Origin of the sequence: Corynebacterium sp. LaCa54, assembly GCF_046717495.1 — a bacterium.
Taxonomy (GTDB): Bacteria; Actinomycetota; Actinomycetes; order Mycobacteriales; family Mycobacteriaceae; genus Corynebacterium; species Corynebacterium kefirresidentii.
On the sequence record NZ_CP177115.1, the window covers coordinates 467,801 to 483,167 of the forward strand.

The 15,367-nt window shown below is 62.2% G+C and carries 15 protein-coding genes; 6 read left to right on the top strand and 9 right to left on the bottom strand.

The window, feature by feature from the left end:
• Positions 1–1,164: a GuaB3 family IMP dehydrogenase-related protein gene (locus tag ACLI1M_RS02415; RefSeq protein ID WP_239205805.1), complete on the top strand. Its 1,164-nt coding sequence runs from the start codon at positions 1–3 to the stop codon at positions 1,162–1,164.
• Positions 1,165–1,267: 103 nt separating this feature from the next.
• On the opposite strand, the gene ACLI1M_RS02420 is transcribed toward ACLI1M_RS02415, so the two are convergent.
• Positions 1,268–1,639, bottom strand: coding sequence for a hypothetical protein (locus tag ACLI1M_RS02420; protein WP_023020632.1), 372 nt, complete (start codon positions 1,637–1,639; stop codon positions 1,268–1,270).
• A gap of 33 nt (positions 1,640–1,672) precedes the next feature.
• On the opposite strand from ACLI1M_RS02420, the gene guaA reads away from it, so the two are divergent.
• Complete coding sequence (gene guaA, locus ACLI1M_RS02425) at positions 1,673–3,247, top strand: glutamine-hydrolyzing GMP synthase (RefSeq protein WP_023020633.1); 1,575 nt, start codon at positions 1,673–1,675, stop codon at positions 3,245–3,247.
• 65 nt (positions 3,248–3,312) lie between these two features.
• Here the strand turns inward: guaA and ACLI1M_RS02430 are convergent, their stop codons facing one another.
• Together ACLI1M_RS02430 and ACLI1M_RS02435 are read right to left on the bottom strand one after the other, a co-directional pair.
• On the bottom strand, positions 3,313–4,350 hold the full coding sequence (locus tag ACLI1M_RS02430; RefSeq protein WP_248099801.1) for an HNH endonuclease signature motif containing protein: 1,038 nt from the start codon (positions 4,348–4,350) through the stop codon (positions 3,313–3,315).
• Between the two features lie 137 nt (positions 4,351–4,487).
• Positions 4,488–4,907, bottom strand: a complete 420-nt coding sequence (locus ACLI1M_RS02435) for a hypothetical protein (RefSeq protein WP_239205811.1) — start codon at positions 4,905–4,907, stop codon at positions 4,488–4,490.
• Positions 4,908–5,037: 130 nt separating this feature from the next.
• On the opposite strand from ACLI1M_RS02435, the gene ACLI1M_RS02440 reads away from it, so the two are divergent.
• Both ACLI1M_RS02440 and ACLI1M_RS02445 read left to right on the top strand, forming a co-directional pair.
• Complete coding sequence (locus ACLI1M_RS02440) at positions 5,038–5,634, top strand: hypothetical protein (protein ID WP_248099820.1); 597 nt, start codon at positions 5,038–5,040, stop codon at positions 5,632–5,634.
• A complete protein-coding gene (locus ACLI1M_RS02445; protein WP_248099800.1) occupies positions 5,631–7,154 on the top strand; it encodes a Y-family DNA polymerase in 1,524 nt (507 codons plus the stop codon). Before ACLI1M_RS02440 ends, ACLI1M_RS02445 begins: the two co-directional genes overlap by 4 nt.
• On the opposite strand, the gene ACLI1M_RS02450 is transcribed toward ACLI1M_RS02445, so the two are convergent.
• Positions 7,151–7,708: a hypothetical protein gene (locus ACLI1M_RS02450; RefSeq protein ID WP_248099799.1), complete on the bottom strand. Its 558-nt coding sequence runs from the start codon at positions 7,706–7,708 to the stop codon at positions 7,151–7,153. The genes ACLI1M_RS02445 and ACLI1M_RS02450 overlap by 4 nt on opposite strands.
• A gap of 109 nt (positions 7,709–7,817) precedes the next feature.
• Between ACLI1M_RS02450 and ACLI1M_RS02455 the strand changes: the two genes are divergently transcribed.
• On the top strand, positions 7,818–8,678 hold the full coding sequence (locus ACLI1M_RS02455) for a sucrase ferredoxin (protein ID WP_200288236.1): 861 nt from the start codon (positions 7,818–7,820) through the stop codon (positions 8,676–8,678).
• Positions 8,679–8,699: 21 nt separating this feature from the next.
• Here ACLI1M_RS02455 and ACLI1M_RS02460 read toward each other — a convergent pair whose 3' ends face one another.
• The 3 genes from ACLI1M_RS02460 to ACLI1M_RS02470 form a co-directional block, all read right to left on the bottom strand.
• A complete protein-coding gene (locus tag ACLI1M_RS02460; RefSeq protein ID WP_023020640.1) occupies positions 8,700–9,380 on the bottom strand; it encodes a methionine ABC transporter permease in 681 nt (226 codons plus the stop codon).
• Positions 9,377–10,414: a methionine ABC transporter ATP-binding protein gene (locus ACLI1M_RS02465; RefSeq protein WP_023020641.1), complete on the bottom strand. Its 1,038-nt coding sequence runs from the start codon at positions 10,412–10,414 to the stop codon at positions 9,377–9,379. Before ACLI1M_RS02465 ends, ACLI1M_RS02460 begins: the two co-directional genes overlap by 4 nt.
• A 70-nt stretch (positions 10,415–10,484) precedes the next feature.
• Positions 10,485–11,342, bottom strand: coding sequence for a MetQ/NlpA family ABC transporter substrate-binding protein (locus ACLI1M_RS02470; protein ID WP_023020642.1), 858 nt, complete (start codon positions 11,340–11,342; stop codon positions 10,485–10,487).
• Between the two features lie 137 nt (positions 11,343–11,479).
• Between ACLI1M_RS02470 and ACLI1M_RS02475 the strand changes: the two genes are divergently transcribed.
• Complete coding sequence (locus ACLI1M_RS02475; RefSeq protein ID WP_411706649.1) at positions 11,480–14,599, top strand: error-prone DNA polymerase; 3,120 nt, start codon at positions 11,480–11,482, stop codon at positions 14,597–14,599.
• On the opposite strand, the gene ACLI1M_RS02480 is transcribed toward ACLI1M_RS02475, so the two are convergent.
• Both ACLI1M_RS02480 and ACLI1M_RS02485 read right to left on the bottom strand, forming a co-directional pair.
• Entirely contained in the window at positions 14,596–15,093 is a 498-nt protein-coding gene (locus ACLI1M_RS02480; protein ID WP_239208242.1) for a hypothetical protein, read from the bottom strand. The genes ACLI1M_RS02475 and ACLI1M_RS02480 overlap by 4 nt on opposite strands.
• Positions 15,093–15,356: a helix-turn-helix transcriptional regulator gene (locus tag ACLI1M_RS02485; protein WP_023020645.1), complete on the bottom strand. Its 264-nt coding sequence runs from the start codon at positions 15,354–15,356 to the stop codon at positions 15,093–15,095. Before ACLI1M_RS02485 ends, ACLI1M_RS02480 begins: the two co-directional genes overlap by 1 nt.
• Positions 15,357–15,367: the final 11 nt, after the last annotated feature.

A 15,367-nucleotide genomic window follows, 5' to 3' on the forward strand; every position in this document is an offset into this window, starting at 1 on the left:
ATGCGTGAATACGCCGAAATTGGCATCGGCCGCGAGGCCCGCCGCACCTTTGATCTAGAGCAACTATCCATCGTGCCGCAACGCCGTACCCGCTCCTCCAAGGACGTGGATACCACCTGGCACATCGATGCCTATACCTTCGACATCCCTTTCGTGTCCCACCCCACCGATGCGCTCGCCACGCCCGAGTTCATCATCGAGATGGGCAAGCAAGGTGGCCTGGGCGTCATTAATGCTGAGGGTTTGTGGGGCCGCCACGAGGACCTCGAGGGCGCTCTAGCTCGCATTTACTCGCAGCCGGGCGATAACTCCATCATTCAGGAGCTACACGCTGCCCCGCTTGACGACGCCCTCCTTACCGAACGCATCTCCCAAGTCCGTGACTCCGGTGTCACCGTTGCTGTGCGCGTTTCTCCGCAAAATGCTCGTGAGATGGCCCCGAAGGTCATCGCGGCCGGCGCTGAGTTGCTGTTTATTCAGGGCACCCTGGTCTCGGCCGAACACGTGGCTACCGGGGGCGAGCCGCTGAACCTCAAGGAGTTCATCGGATCGCTGGATGTGCCGGTCATCGCGGGCGGAGTTACCGACTACACCACCGCGCTGCACCTGATGCGCACTGGCGCGGCCGGCGTTATCGTAGGCGCTGGTGTGACGACCAACGCCGAGACCGTTGGTATCGACTCGGCCATGGCCACTGCGATTGCCGACGCCGCCGCAGCCCGCCGCGATTACCTCGACGAGACTGGCGGCCGCTACGTGCACATCATCGCCGATACCGAGTTTGAAAACTCCGGCAATATTGCCAAGGCTTTTGCTTGTGGCGCCGACAGTGTCGCTCTCGGCCCACTGCTTGCTCAGGCCCGCGAGGCCGGCGGTAAAGGCTGGTACTGGCCCGCCACGGCCGGTCACCCGCGTTTCCCCCGCGGCTTCGTCCAGTTCTCCGGAGCTGATGCCGACTTGGATGTTGATTTCCTCACCGCCGGTACCCCGGCCGAAGCTGCAGAAGAGTCTGCCGCTCCTTCGCTTGAAACGGTGTTGCACGGTCCCTCCAGCGAGCCCTTCGGCCGCACCAACTTGGTCGGCGCGCTACGCCGCTCCATGGCAAAGTGCGGCTACACCGACCTGAAGTCCTTCCAGAAGGTTGAGCTCGCCGTCCGCCACTAATCGGCAATCTCGAACGCGGCTGTGCTTTCTTGGCGCAGCCGCGTTTTGTCTTCAAGCTTTCTTTTCCTCTGGAGAGGTAGAGCGTGGCGGAGAAGGAGGGTGGTCAGGAAACCAACTGCCAACCGCCTTCCCTCCTCCATGTGGTCTCGCGCGACATCGGCCGCCATTGTCCTGCATCGTGGACAGGGCACACGCGTGCTCCCGCAGGATTGAGTTCTACAACCTTCTTTTCCTCTTTCGCGCGCAGCACTACCGAATTATGCGCTACTTCTGGGTATCCCATGCGCTCTGCCTGCTGAGTGCCGCATAAGGGAGCCCACTCGTCCCACTTGCTTCCAAAGACTTCTGCGGCTGGGAGTGTTACCCGTTGTGGACCTTGTTCATCCAGCGCAGACGTCACCTCGGCCGTAGTTGGGGTAGCGTCACAACCGCATAACAATAGCCCGGTGGTGAGCACAATAGCCAAGCGCTTCATAAGCTATCAGTTTAGTGGGTTAGACTATGGGGCGTGACTAAGCCAAACACTACCCCGCGCCCCGTCCTCGTTGTGGACTTTGGCGCTCAGTACGCGCAGCTTATTGCCCGTCGCGTGCGCGAGGCCAAGATTTACTCCGAGGTTGTCCCTCACTCCGCGTCTGTGGAGGAAATCAAAGCTAAAGATCCCGCCGCGCTTATCCTGTCGGGTGGCCCGTCCTCCGTCTATGCTGACGGTGCCCCGGCCCTGAAGCCGGAGCTGCTTGAGCTCGGCATTCCTGTCTTCGGCATCTGCTATGGCTTCCAGGCCATGAACCACGCTCTTGGTGGCACTGTGTCGTCGACTGGCGAGCGTGAGTACGGCCGCACCGATATGAACGTTAAGGGCGGCGTACTGCACGCTGGCCTGGAGACTACCCATAAGGTATGGATGTCCCACGGTGATGCCGTATCTGCCGCTCCCGAGGGCTTTGAAGTTACGGCCACTTCGGCCGGTGCCCCGGTTGCAGCGATGGAGTGCCTGGAAAAGAAGATGGCCGGTGTGCAGTACCACCCTGAGGTGCAGCACTCGCCGCACGGCCAAGAGGTACTTACCCGCTTCCTGACCGAGATTGCCGGCCTAGAGCAGAACTGGACGGCCGATAATATCGCCGAGCAGCTCATCGCGGACGTTCGCGCTCAGGTGGGCGAGGACGGCCGCGCCATCTGTGGCCTATCCGGCGGTGTGGATTCCGCTGTAGCGGCGGCACTGGTGCAACGTGCCATCGGTGATCGCCTCACCTGTGTCTTCGTCGACCACGGCTTGCTGCGTGCTGGCGAGCGGGAGCAGGTGGAAAAGGACTTTGTCGCCTCCACCGGCGCGAAGCTGGTGACTGCGGATGAGCGCAGTGCCTTCTTGGAGAAGTTGGCCGGCGTTGACGACCCAGAAGCAAAGCGCAAGGCCATCGGCGCGGAGTTTATCCGTGCCTTTGAGCGTGCGGTTGCGGGCGTGCTTGACGACGCCCCTGCAGGCTCCACCGTCGACTACCTCGTCCAAGGCACGCTGTACCCGGACGTGGTCGAGTCTGGCGGCGGCGACGGCACGGCGAATATTAAGTCTCACCACAATGTTGGCGGTTTGCCAGATGACGTGGAGTTCGAGCTGGTTGAGCCGCTGCGTCTGCTGTTTAAAGACGAGGTACGCGCCGTCGGCCGCGAGCTGGGATTGCCGGAAGAAATCGTTAACCGCCAGCCATTCCCAGGCCCAGGTTTGGGTATCCGCATTATCGGTGAGGTAACCGAGGAACGCTTGGAGACGCTGCGTGAGGCGGACCTCATTGCCCGCACCGAGCTGACCAATGCCGGCTTGGATGACCAGATTTGGCAGTGCCCGGTCGTGCTGCTGGCCGACGTCCGTTCCGTTGGTGTGCAAGGTGATGGCCGCACCTATGGCCACCCGATCGTGCTACGCCCAGTGTCCTCGGAGGACGCCATGACTGCGGACTGGACCCGCTTGCCATACGAGGTACTGGAGAAAATTTCTACCCGCATCACCAATGAGGTGAAGGACGTCAACCGCGTGGTCTTGGACTGCACTTCCAAGCCACCGGGAACCATCGAGTGGGAGTAAAACGGCATGCGTAGAAGGCGCTCAGGCTATCTCTGAGCGCCTTTTCGCGCGTTTGAGGAGCGTGTTTACTCGCGCGGGGTAAACGGTGGACGCCACACAATGCGCCCGCCCACCCGCTCGAGGCGGCCGCGCCGGGGCGGAGCGTTGGGGTCATCATCGTTGACGCCGTTATGGTAGGCGCAGCACATGACCAGGTTTTTCATATTCGTCTCCCCACCGTTACTCCACGCCTTGAGGTGGTGGACCTGGGAGAGATCGGCCGGTTGGTTGCAGCCCGGCCAGGCGCAGCGTGGGTTTTCTGCAGCGGCCATGATGCGCTGTTTGTCATTGGCCACGCGCGCCGTGCGGTAGAGGTTGACCGGCCCTTCTTCGGGGTGCACGAGCGTGACGTAGCCGGTTTCTCTATCGCCAGAAAAGCCGACGTCGTTGAGTACGCGCCGCAGATATTCGGTGCCGGTAATGGTGGCGCCATTGGTCAGGTCGAGCTCGATATCGTCGCCGTGGCCGTCGCGGATGCGAATGAATTTGTCTAATGGCACGATGGCATTGGTTATCACCTCTGCCCGCGCGGCCGCTGCCTGGTCAAAGAAAATTTTTTCTACCGCCTCGAGCGATTGCTTCCCGGTCGCGGCCAGCGCGGCGTTGAGATCCGCGATGAAACTAGAGGTTCCGGTGATGGCAAGCGTCCAGTAGTCATTGGGGCGTCGGTAAGTGCGCACACCTGGAGTAACGGTGTTGTCTTTCATCTCGCCCAGGCGCCGGCGGGCGTGCTTGAGAATATGGCTCATCGCGCCGGTCATTGCGCAGCACTCCGCGCGTAGCTCCCAGGCCTGTTTCTTGCTCGGGGCGCGGTTAACAATGCGCTCTAGGGCGGTGAGTGTGGCGATAGAATGGGTGTTGCGACGGGCGTCGGCAATAGCACGGCGCTGTAGCCGGGTAAATTTGGTGCGGCCAAAGTAGCTCTCACACAAAAGAAGCAGATCGGCCGCGATGGCATCGGGCGCGCCGTGGTCCATAAGCTCGGACCCGGACATGCCCTGGCACCCGGCGATGATGTCCATGCCGGGGCCTAAGGCAGTGAGGTAGGTCTCGAGTGCGTTCATGCCTGCAACGCTACGACGCGCACCTACACCGGCGCACGGCCGGCGCAACCGCTGCGGCCAGTTGTGTGGATAACCCGGCCTACATACCCGAGGCGGGGCGGAAAAGCTGTGGATAACCCCGAAAAGTGTCGTATAGATTAGGCAAACGCGAGCCGTCGCGTGCCATCCACGTGGGGGAAGACGAGAAAGCTCAGGCCAAAAACCACCAGCCATACCAGGCCGGCGCCCCACGCGGGTAGGGCCACGATGGGGGCGAGCATCACCATAAGCCACAGAATCATCAGCGGCACGAGCTGTGCGATGCTAGGAACCAGAGTGACATTGCGCTTGGTGGCATAATCGCGCATCGCGTGGCGGTAGGGGTGGGCAAAGACGAGAACGAAAGCCGCCACGAGGCACACGAGCGCCCCGATTAGTGCAGCAAAAATATGTGCGCGGCTGGCCAAAAGCGCCACGGCCGCACCGATGAGGATGGACGAACCCAAACGCACCCATGGCGGAGTGGGAATGGGGGTGGTGTGCTCGCGCATGGCACCGTAGGCAGCGTTGAAGTTCATGCCGCTAAGGCTACCATTCGAACATACACTTGCATGTGTCCGGGTGAGGGTTCATACTATTCGGGTGAATCAAACGAGCGTTCGCCTAGAAAAAGCGGTGGCCGGACTAAGTAGGTCGGACCGTGTGGCGATGCTGCGTACTCGCATGCGCGCTATGGAGCGTGGCCCGGAAGAGGAGCTGGTAGATACGCTTCCTGGCCTGGCACGTCTGCTTCCTGCGGGCGGCTTGGCGCGCCGGCACGTGGTGCACTGTACTAACTGTCCAGCGCTTGTGGTGGAGCTTATCTGTCACCTCACGGCCCGCGGTGGGCATGTGGGTGTAGTGGGGTGGCCAGATCTTCTACTCGCACAAGTGGCCGAGGAAGGTGTTATCGAACGTGTGGTAACCGTCCCAGATCCGGGCGTGGATTCCTGGATGGTGACAGGGGTATTGGCGGAAGGACTGGACCTAGTCATCCATCATGGGCCGCCCGGTGAGGTGAGCCCAACCAAGGCCCGGCCGGTGCTGGCGAAGGTGCGCGGCGGGCGCGCGGCGGTGCTGACGGTGGGCACGCGCTTGCCCGGCACGGCGGTGGAGATAGGGGCGCAGGTGAGTGCCTATCGGGGAGTCGGCAAGGGCAGTGGGCGCATTCGCGGCGTGGACATGGACGTTGAGGTGACCTCGAAGCAGGCTAGCGTGCATGGGGTGCTCACGGTGGGCCAGCGGCGCCGGTTGGAGGCCGTATGAGGGTAGCGGCTGTGTGGTTTCCGGATTGGCCCATCCAGGCCGTCGGCGGGCAGGGTCCTATGGTCATTGCGCGCAATCACGCGGTTGCGGTATGTGATAGAGCGGCGCGCCGGGCGGGGGTGCGGCGGGGGATGCGCCTGCGTCAGGCCCAAGCGTTGTGTCCCGAGGCGGCGGTGATGGAGGCTAACCCGGACCGGGATGGTGCGGCGTTTGCGGAGGTTGCGGCTGGTTTGGATGCGGTGGCGTCCTCGGTGGAGGTGCTGCGTCCCGGCCTGGCCATTGTGGACGCGGGCGCGGCGCTGCGCTACCACGGGGAGAAAGCATTAGAGATGCTTGTCGACGCCTCTTCGTACGCTGGCTTCGATTCCACCCTCGGCGTCGCCGATGAGATTGCTACGGCCGTTATCGCGGCCCGGCACCGTGGCATGGGCGCGGTGGTGCCAGAGGGCGGCTCGCGAGAGTTTTTGGCCACCCAGCCCATAGGAGTGCTCGCCGCCGATGAGGCCTTGGGCTTTGATGCTGGGTTTGTTGCGCAGCTCGATAAGTTGGGTGTGCGGCGCCTGGGTGACTTAGCGGCGCTGCCGTTTAAGCAGGTAGCCACCCGTTTCGGTGAGACCGGGCGTCGCGCGCACGAGTTGGCCCAAGCCCGTGCGGATAGGCGCGTAGCTCCAGAAATGGCGCGCCCAGACCTGGCCGTGGAAATGGAAGAGCGCATCGAGCGCGTGGACGCGGCGGCCTTCGCGGCCCGTCAGCTAGCGTCCCGGCTGCATGCCCGCTTGGAAGAGGCCGGCAAGGTCTGCCTGCGGCTGCGCGTGGTGGCGGAGTTTGGCACCGGCGAGGAGTTGGCGCGGGTGTGGCGCACACAGGAAGCACTGACGGAGCAGGCCACCGCGGACCGCGTGCGCTGGCAGCTCGATGGCTGGCTCTCGCGTGCCACTGGTGGGGGCGCGGCCATCCGCCGCCTCGCACTGGAGCCGGTAGAGGTTGCCACCCCGTCCGCCACCGGGCTCTGGGGCGGAGAGGGATCTCAGGAGCAGGTCAAACGTGTGATCGCTCGCGTGCAATCGCAGCTGGGGGTTGACCGCGTGCTGCAGCCGCGGGCGGTGGGCGGCCGTGGGGTGGCCGAGCGCATCGAGTACGTGCCCTATGGCGAGCAGCGCGACGCACCGCCACAAGGCGAGTGGCCCGGCCGTATTCCGGCACCCCTGCCTGCGCGGCTGGGCGGTGGGCCTAATCATCCGGCCGCGCGCATCCGGCTTATCGACGCCGCTCGTCGCGAAGTATTCGTCACCGCCGAGGCTCTCCTTTCGGGGGCGCCGGTGGCATTGAGCTGGGGCGCTCATCGCTTCCGCGTGCTGGGCTGGGCCGGTCCCTGGCCGGTGGATACGCAGTGGTGGACTAGTAACCCGCAGCACGTAGCGCGCCTGCAGGTGGTGGGCCAAGCCGACCACGAAGAGCACCAGCGGGCCTGGCTTGTGGTATGGTCCGGCGGGCGCTGGCGGGTGGAGGCGACCTATTAATCGCGAATATCGACTACGAGGCGGGTGGGGTTATCGAGCACCTGCACGGAATAGGGCTTGCGCGAGGTCATGCCGATGACGAATTGGCAGCGGCCCTCGTAGGTACCGCCATTGACCACCTGGGTGACGACTCCCTCTACGGGGGCATCCACCACGCCGATGTGGGGATCGTCCTTCCCCGCCTCGAAGGGGTAGACCACGCCGTCGATATTGACATTGAGTGCGGTCTCGCCGGAGTGGTCAATAGTCTTGCCAGAACCCTGCTGCGTGGGCGTGTCGGCATAGTCTACGAACCAGCCGGGAGAGCCGCTGCCGTCGAGTTCAAAGACAACGCGTTCAAAACCCTCGTGCTGGCCGATGCGCACGTTGGTCACCGTGAGCTCGGAGGGGGCCTGCGGCCGGAGGGTTTTCATTTCCATATTGGCCTGGCCTAGTGGATTGAGCCGGGAGTTATCCGCAGATGCAGCCATGGTGGTGCGGTCCGTCTCTTGGGCGGCGCAGCCGCTGAGGGAAGCAGCGACGAGAAGCGTTGCGACGAGACGGACTTTCAACATGCCCCTAGGTTATAGTTTCGGCCGTGAACTGTATAGCCGAGGGGGTATTTCGTGGCCGAATTGTGGCCAAGGGTGTGAGCTGAAATGCAGAAAGGTTAGGCTTAGGTATATGACCGAGTTCTGTTCAGATATCCAGGTAGAGCCGCTGCCAGGCACGGCCAAGAAGGAATCCGTCTATGTGCTTTTTGAGTGGCCGGGCGGATGGTCGCGAGACGTGCTCGATGGCGATACCTTTGGGCCGGATCTCACGGCGCAGCTTAAGGCCAAACTGAAGGGGGTGGCGGGGCTGCAGCTTATCCGTCGGCCGGGCCGCGACGGCCGCCAGGTAGGCAAGATGCACCGCTGTTACCTGGTGTGGGCCGAGCAGGGAGTGATGGAACTCGTGCTGCTGACAGGGCCAGAGAAAATCCTTGATCTGGATCTGACAGGGCCTGGACGCAATGGAGGCGGCGCAGTGGAAACACCGCTGGTTTTGGTGTGTACGCACGCGAAGCGCGATACCTGCTGTGCGGTCAAGGGGCGGCCGTTGGCCGCGGAGCTGGTGGAGGATTACCCGGATATGGTCTGGGAGACCTCGCACACGAAGGGACACCGGTTCGCGCCATCGGTCATGCTCATGCCGTGGGGCTATTCCTTTGGACGAATGAATAAAGAAGCCGCCGCGCAGATGATTGCGGCGGCGGCGCGGGGAAAGTATTTTTACCCGGTAAATCGCGGGCGCGGTATTTTCGGCCCGCGCGGCCAGGTGGCGGAATTGGCGGTGGCCCGAGCGCTTATCGACGCCGGCGAGGAGCTCTCCTACGGCCAGCTCACCGCCACTGATAGCGGCGAGGTCAGCCACATTGACGGCCGGCGCTGGCGCGTGACGCTCGAGGAGCGCGAGGTAGAAGGTGTGGTTTCCTCGTGTGGTGACGCCCCGAAGACGGGCCAAGCCATCGTAGCGACCGGCGTGGAGCCGGTCGCGGGGTAGGGCGGCGTCGGCAAGCGGGGGCTAGCGGCGCATGACCTTGGAGGAGAGCCAGTTACCGAAGAACTGGGCGGCCTGCACCAGCACGATGATGATGAGCGTGGCCACGACGGTGACCTCCCATTCGAAGGCGCGGTAACCGTAGACGATTGCAAAGTCACCCAAGCCGCCGCCGCCGACGTAGCCGGCCATAGCGGACATGTCCACGATGGCGATAAATAGGAAGGTGTAGCCCAAAATCAGTGGGCCGAGGGCCTCTGGGACGATAACGGAGGTAATGATCTTCCACGGCGAGGCACCCATGGAGCGGGCGGCCTCGATAACGCCGGGGTCGATGGACACGAGGTTTTGTTCCACCACGCGGGCCACGGAGAAGGTCGCGGCGATGACCATGACGAAGGTGGCCGGTCCGCGGCCGATGGACCCGCCCATCACTATGACGGTCAGTGGCTGGGCAAAAGCCAGCAAAATGATGAACGGGATGGGGCGGACGAAGTTAACCAGCAGGTTGACAATGAAATAGACGAACCGGTTTTGCAGGATGCCGCCCGTGCGGGTGGTATAGAGCAGCATGCCTAGGCCAAGGCCGAGGATGCCGGAAACGATGAGGGTAGTCGAGACCATGATGAGGGTATCGACGATGGCATCGGCCAGTGAAGGGCCGAGGCGGTCCCAGTTGGCTTGGGCGAGGGTGGTGACGGTCATCGTGCAATCTCCTCAATCTGGGTGGTGGTAGAAAGCGTGCGGTAGAACTCTTCGATGGCGTTATTGTCGCCGCTGAGCCGTACGGTCAGCTTGCCAAAGGAATGCTGCTGCAGCGTGGTGATGCCGCCGTGGACGACGGCGATGGATACGCCGGCTTCCTTAAGGCGGGCGGCGGCGGTGAAAAAGCCGGATTCCTCGGTGAGGTTGATGGTAAATAGGCGGCCTTCGTGCGCGAGCAGGTCGTCGGTTTCAACGACGTCGGGCTCGTTGCGCAGCGAGGTGGCTACGAACTTGGCGGCCACGGAGGTCTGTGGGTTGGAGAAGACCTCGTAGACGCTGCCTTGTTCCACGACGCGGCCGTTTTCCATCACGGCGACCTTATCGGCGATGGAGCGTACGACTTCCATCTCGTGGGTAATAACCACGATGGTGATGCCAAATTCCTTGTTTACCTGACGCAGTAGGTCGAGGACTTCCTGCGTGGTGGTGGGGTCGAGGGCGGAAGTTGCTTCGTCGGCAAGCAGCAGCGAAGGGTTGGTGGCCAGCGCACGGGCAATGCCGACGCGCTGCTTCTGGCCGCCGGAAAGCTGCTCTGGGTAGCTCTTGCCCTTGTCTCCTAGGCCGACGAAATCCAGCAGCTCTTGCACGCGCTTGGCGCGCTCCTGCTTGCCGACGCCCTGCAGCTGCAGCGGGTATTCAATATTGCCGGCAGCGGTGCGCGAGTTCATCAGGTTGAACTGTTGGAAAATCATGCCGATATTGCGGCGAATGCCGCGCAGCTTCTTCTCGGACATGCCAACGATATTGGTGTCATCAAGCAGCAGCTCTCCCGCAGACGGGGTGTCCAAGCCGTTGATCATGCGTACAAGGGTGGACTTGCCGGCGCCGGAGTAGCCAATGATGCCGACGATTTCGCCGGGCTCAATGGTCATAGAGACATGGTCGAGTGCCTTAACTCGCGCCTTTTTCTGTTTAAAGATCTTGGTGATCTCGCGGAACTCGATGCGGGTGCCGCGTTGAGTGGAATCTGCCACGTGTTTGCGTCCTTAGTTAGGAAAGTGCCAAACCCCGCCGGGGGTTCCGGCGGGGTAAAAGCAAGGGTGATTAGTCCAGATCTGCTTCGAGCTTATCTAGGATCTTCTGCAGATCCTCCTGGCTGCGCTCCACCTCGACGGAGGTGCCGGCGGAGTCTTCATCGACGCCCTCCTGGACGGCGTCGGAGTGCCATAGCTCGGCAAGCTTCTTGATGTCTTCGTTATCGGCGTCCTCCTCGCGAACGGCGAAGACATTGATGTACGGTTCTGCTTCTTCAGAATTCGGATCGTCTTGGAAGATGGCGGTCTTCGGATCGATGCCGGCGCGCTCCAGGAAGGAGTTATTGATAATCGCCGGGGTGCCCTCGCCGTGCGCGGACGTGGTCTGCGCGGCGTCTACCGGGGTGACCTTGACCTTGGACTTCTTTTCATCAATATCCAGCGGGGTGGGCTCCAAGTTGTCCTTGTCCTTCAGGGTAAGAAGGCCGGCCTGGACTAGCACGTTAATGGCGCGGGCCTGGTTGGTGGAGTCATTCGGGATGGCGACCTCTTCGCCCTCGATGCCGTCGAGGGAGTCGTGGTCCTTCCAAAACAGTGCTAGCGGCACGATTTCGGTGGCCACGATAGGCACCAGGTTGGTGTCATTGCCGTGGTTGTACTCCGCCAAGAACTTCAGGTGCTGGAAGTTATTGGTATCCAACTCGCCTTGATCCAGAGCCTGGTTCGGGGTGTTGTAGTCCGCGAATGGCTGGATATCAATGTCATAGCCAGCGTTTTTCGCTTCCTGCTCGAATGCTACCCACGCCTTCTTGGCGTCGTCGGTGGTGCCCACCTTGATGGACTTGGAATCATCGGAGGAGCAGGCCACCAAGCTGGTGGAAGCGATAGTTACAGCGGCGGCAGCAGCCACTACGCGACGGATCTGCATGGGGGTTCCCCTTCTTGTAGGAGTTGAAATAATTTGTCTGTTTAGCAACTTAGCAATCAGCGAACCGCTTTGTCTATTGTCGGCATCACGTCTTACGGGGTTGTATAGAACAATGATTCGATATTACGCTGTGCGGGGTGGAATTTAATGGCGGAAAAGCACTGTCGTGGTCGCGGGTGGAGCGCATTCTCTCTGGCCGCGAATCTGCCGCGCCCGTGCCGGTTAATCACCTTCATGGGCCAGCCGATTCTGCTCAGCGCGGCCATTCTGCCGTCCCCTTTGCGGAGTTGCACGCGGTAAGTTCGTATAGCTTTCTCGACGGCGCTGCTGAGCCGGAAGAGCTGGTTGGCCGGGCTGTGGAGCTGGGGCTCGAGGGGCTGGCAATCGTGGACCGCGATGGCTTTTATGGGCTCATGAAATTCGCTGAAGCCGCTGCTAAAGCGAATCTTCCGGCCGTATATGGCGCGGAACTATCGCTCGCGGAAGCGCCGGTGACCGTGTTGGCGCGCACCCCGGAAGGCTATCGCCGTTTATCGCGCCTTATTGCACACGCGCGGATGGAAGCTGGGGAGAAGGATCGGGTGGATTATCCGCCACTAGATGAGGTGGCGCGCGAGTTGGAAGGGGAGTGCTTCTTTCTGGTGGGGCCGGAAGCGTTAGCAGAAATCGATAACCTGCTCGAAAGAATAAAAATAGACAGCATAGTTCTCGAATATTCGTGCAGCATGTCCCCTGAGGATGCGGATCGGCACCGGTTCCTCGATAAATACAATAACTTGCGGGCCATCGCAACCGCACGGCCCGCGGCGGCGACCCGTGACCAAGCTCGGCTCGCCGCCGCCAAGCGCGCCTTGGCTCGCCGCGAATCCCTCGCGGCCGCTGCGCCGCACGCCCACCCCATGGGCGCCGGCTGGCTACGATCCGGCGAGCAGATGGCACAACTTTTACCTGACCGGCCGGAGCTTATTGCGGAAACTGTGCGTCTGGCTCGCGAGTGTTCCTTTACCTGGGATGCGCTTGCCCCGAACCTGCCGCACTTTCCCGTTCCGGAGGGGCATACCGAGATGAGCTGGCTGGAGCATGAGGTCTGGCGCCGTGCCAAGGAGCGTTATGCCTCGCGGCCGGCCGAGATTAAGCAGGCGGCGAAGAAGCAGATTAGGCATGAGCTGGGCGTCATCAAGCAACTGGGCTTTCCCGGCTACTTCCTAATTGTGTGCGACCTGGTGGATTTTTGTCGCCAGGAAAATATTTTGTGCCAGGGCCGCGGCTCGGCCGCTAACTCTGCGGTGTGTTTCGCACTGGGTATTACCAACGCCGAGCCCATCTCCGCGCAGCTGCTTTTTGAGCGCTTCCTTTCCCCGGACCGCGATGGCCCGCCCGATATTGATATCGATATCGAATCCGGCCGCCGCGAGGAGGTAATCCAGTATGTCTATCGCACCCACGGCCGGGAACGAGCCGCGCAGGTGGCCAATGTCATTACTTATCGCCGCAAGGGGGCTACCCGCGATGCCGCCCGCGCGCTAGGCTACCCGCAGGGATCGGCCGATGCGTGGTCGAAGGGTACCTCCGAACCGCCTGCTGAGGTCTCATCTTTGGCCGAGCAATTCCTCGGCCAGCCCCGCCACCTAGGAATCCACTCCGGCGGCATGGTGCTGTGTGACCGACCCATTGCGGACGTCGTCCCCATGGAATGGGCCCGCATGGAAAACCGCTCCGTGCTGCAATGGGATAAGGACGATTGTGCGGCCGCCGGCCTAGTGAAATTCGACCTGCTCGGCCTTGGCATGTTGGAGGCGCTGCACCACATGATTGACGCCGTGCGCGCCACCACCGGCCGCGAGGTGCATCTGTGGGAACTCGACCTCGCCGAGCCGGAAGTCTATGACATGCTCTGCCGCGCCGATGCGGTGGGCGTCTTCCAGGTGGAATCCCGCGCGCAGCTAGCCACGCTGCCGCGCTTGAAGCCGCGCCGTTTCTTTGACCTAGTGGTCGAAGTCGCGCTTATTCGGCCCGGCCCCATCCAAGGCGGATCCGTGCACCCTTACTTGCGCCGCCGCGATGGCCTAGAAGAGGTGACCTATGACCACCCCGTCTTGGAAAAATCCCTAGGCAAGACGCTGGGCATCCCCCTTTTCCAAGAACAGCTGATGCAGATTGCCGTAGACGCGGCAGGTTTTTCCGGCGCCGAGGCCGATGACCTGCGCCGCGCCATGGGGTCGAAGCGCTCGCCGGCGAAGATGGCCGCGCTGCGCAGCCGCTTTTTTAACGGCCTGCGCGAGACTAACGGCATCGAGGGCGAGGTGGCGGATAAGCTCTGGGCCAAAATCGTGGCCTTTGCTGCCTATGGTTTCCCCGAATCGCACTCGCAGTCCTTTGCCTCACTGGTGTATTTCTCCGCGTGGTTTAAGTACCACTACCCGGCGGAATTCTGCGTGGGCCTGCTGCGCGCGCAGCCGATGGGCTTTTATTCCCCGCAGTCGCTCATCCAAGATGCCCGGCGCCACGGCGTGCGGGTGCTGCCGGTGAGTATCAATGATTCTGGTGCGCAGGCCCGCGCAATGGGGTCGGGCGAGATTCGGCTGGGCCTCAACCTCATTAAGGGGTTGGGGGAGTCCGCCGCCGAGCGCGTGGAGGCGGCCGCGCCTTTTGCTAGCGTGTCCGATCTTTCGCGCTGGGCGGATCTCAGCGTGGAGCAGGTGGAAGCGCTGGCCACGGCTGGGGCATTGGAGTGTCTGGGGTTGGATCGTCGTCAAGCGTTGTGGCAGGCCGGAGTTGCCGCCACCGAGCGCGAGGGAATGCTGCCTGGCACTTCCGCGCTGGCTGCACCGCACCTGCCTGGCATGTCCGCCTTCGAGCTTATGGCTACCGACGTCGCTTCCACCGGCGTGACCCATAGCCAGCAACCGATGGAGCTGGTGCGTGCCTCGCTTGCCGACGTCCTGCCTGCTTCCCAACTTCCCCATGTTCCCGATGGCACCCGCGTGCGCATCGCCGGCATTATTACCCACCGCCAGCGCCCGCGTACTGCGTCTGGCTTGACCTTTTTGGGCGTGGAGGATGAAACCGGCCTGATGAACGTGATGGTTTCGCCCGGATTGTGGTCGCGGCATAAGGTTGTGGCCCGCACCGCCCGTGCAATGATCATTCGCGGCATCGTACAAAACGCCACCGGCGCGGTCAGCGTGGTCGCGGATAAGCTCGAGCCGCTGGACTTTGGCGAATTCCTCTCCCGCGGCTCCCGCGATTTCCGCTAGTTTCCTCCGCTGCGCAGCTCGTCTGCGTTGAGCTTATTGGCCAATTCCTTGGCTACCGCAAAAGGGATCCACAGCAGTTGGGTATAGATGAGCTTGGCAAAGAAGATGGCGATACTCGCCCCCGAGGTCGCCTCCTCCACTGCGGTTTCCTCCGCTCCGAGGAAGCGTAGGCCGAATGCGGTGGCAACGGCGACGAGGAAGAGCACTGTGGAAGTAACCACTGCGGTCTTGAGTCCTTGGTCGCGGGCGTCGGTATGCAGGCGCAGTTCGTACTCATCCATCTCCGTGGTAGGCACGTCGAGGTGACGGATGGACTGGCGCAGCCATGTGGTGCAGGTAGTCGCCGCGATGCCGGCAATCGGCCATAGCAAGTTAGACAAGCTGAGCGCGATGAAGTGCAGGGCTGCCGTCACGATGGCCAGGCCGAGGAAAATGTCGCCGGCCAGGACAAGGCGCTTGCGGCGGGAAACGGAGGCGGGGATTGGGCTAGCCATTAGGAATTCTTCCTATAGATTTCAGTGGACATGGGGGAAAATTCCTGGCGGGAAAAAATAGCCTCCACGGGGAGGTCAAAGACCTCGCAGACGCGGAAGGCTAGGTCCAGGCTGGGGGAGTGATCCCCGCGCTCAAGCGCGCCGACGGTTTGGGGGTTGACGTCGATGGCCTCGGCCAGCTGCGCGCGCGACATGTCCCGCTCGGCGCGCAGTACACGTACCCGGTTATAAATGGGTGCGGAGGGCTTCTTCTTTGGGGACATAAGTCAAAGTA

What these genes read in the sequence shown, in the direction of transcription:
- ACLI1M_RS02415 (WP_239205805.1), top strand. Translation starts at nt 1, where the DNA reads ATGCGTGAATACGCCGAAATTGGCATCGGCCGCGAGGCCCGCCGCACC.
- ACLI1M_RS02420 (WP_023020632.1), bottom strand. Translation starts at nt 1,639, where the DNA reads ATGAAGCGCTTGGCTATTGTGCTCACCACCGGGCTATTGTTATGCGGT.
- ACLI1M_RS02430 (WP_248099801.1), bottom strand. Translation starts at nt 4,350, where the DNA reads ATGAACGCACTCGAGACCTACCTCACTGCCTTAGGCCCCGGCATGGAC.
- ACLI1M_RS02435 (WP_239205811.1), bottom strand. Translation starts at nt 4,907, where the DNA reads ATGAACTTCAACGCTGCCTACGGTGCCATGCGCGAGCACACCACCCCC.
- ACLI1M_RS02440 (WP_248099820.1), top strand. Translation starts at nt 5,038, where the DNA reads ATGCTGCGTACTCGCATGCGCGCTATGGAGCGTGGCCCGGAAGAGGAG.
- ACLI1M_RS02445 (WP_248099800.1), top strand. Translation starts at nt 5,631, where the DNA reads ATGAGGGTAGCGGCTGTGTGGTTTCCGGATTGGCCCATCCAGGCCGTC.
- ACLI1M_RS02450 (WP_248099799.1), bottom strand. Translation starts at nt 7,708, where the DNA reads ATGTTGAAAGTCCGTCTCGTCGCAACGCTTCTCGTCGCTGCTTCCCTC.
- ACLI1M_RS02455 (WP_200288236.1), top strand. Translation starts at nt 7,818, where the DNA reads ATGACCGAGTTCTGTTCAGATATCCAGGTAGAGCCGCTGCCAGGCACG.
- ACLI1M_RS02460 (WP_023020640.1), bottom strand. Translation starts at nt 9,380, where the DNA reads ATGACCGTCACCACCCTCGCCCAAGCCAACTGGGACCGCCTCGGCCCT.
- ACLI1M_RS02470 (WP_023020642.1), bottom strand. Translation starts at nt 11,342, where the DNA reads ATGCAGATCCGTCGCGTAGTGGCTGCTGCCGCCGCTGTAACTATCGCT.
- ACLI1M_RS02480 (WP_239208242.1), bottom strand. Translation starts at nt 15,093, where the DNA reads ATGGCTAGCCCAATCCCCGCCTCCGTTTCCCGCCGCAAGCGCCTTGTC.
- ACLI1M_RS02485 (WP_023020645.1), bottom strand. Translation starts at nt 15,356, where the DNA reads ATGTCCCCAAAGAAGAAGCCCTCCGCACCCATTTATAACCGGGTACGT.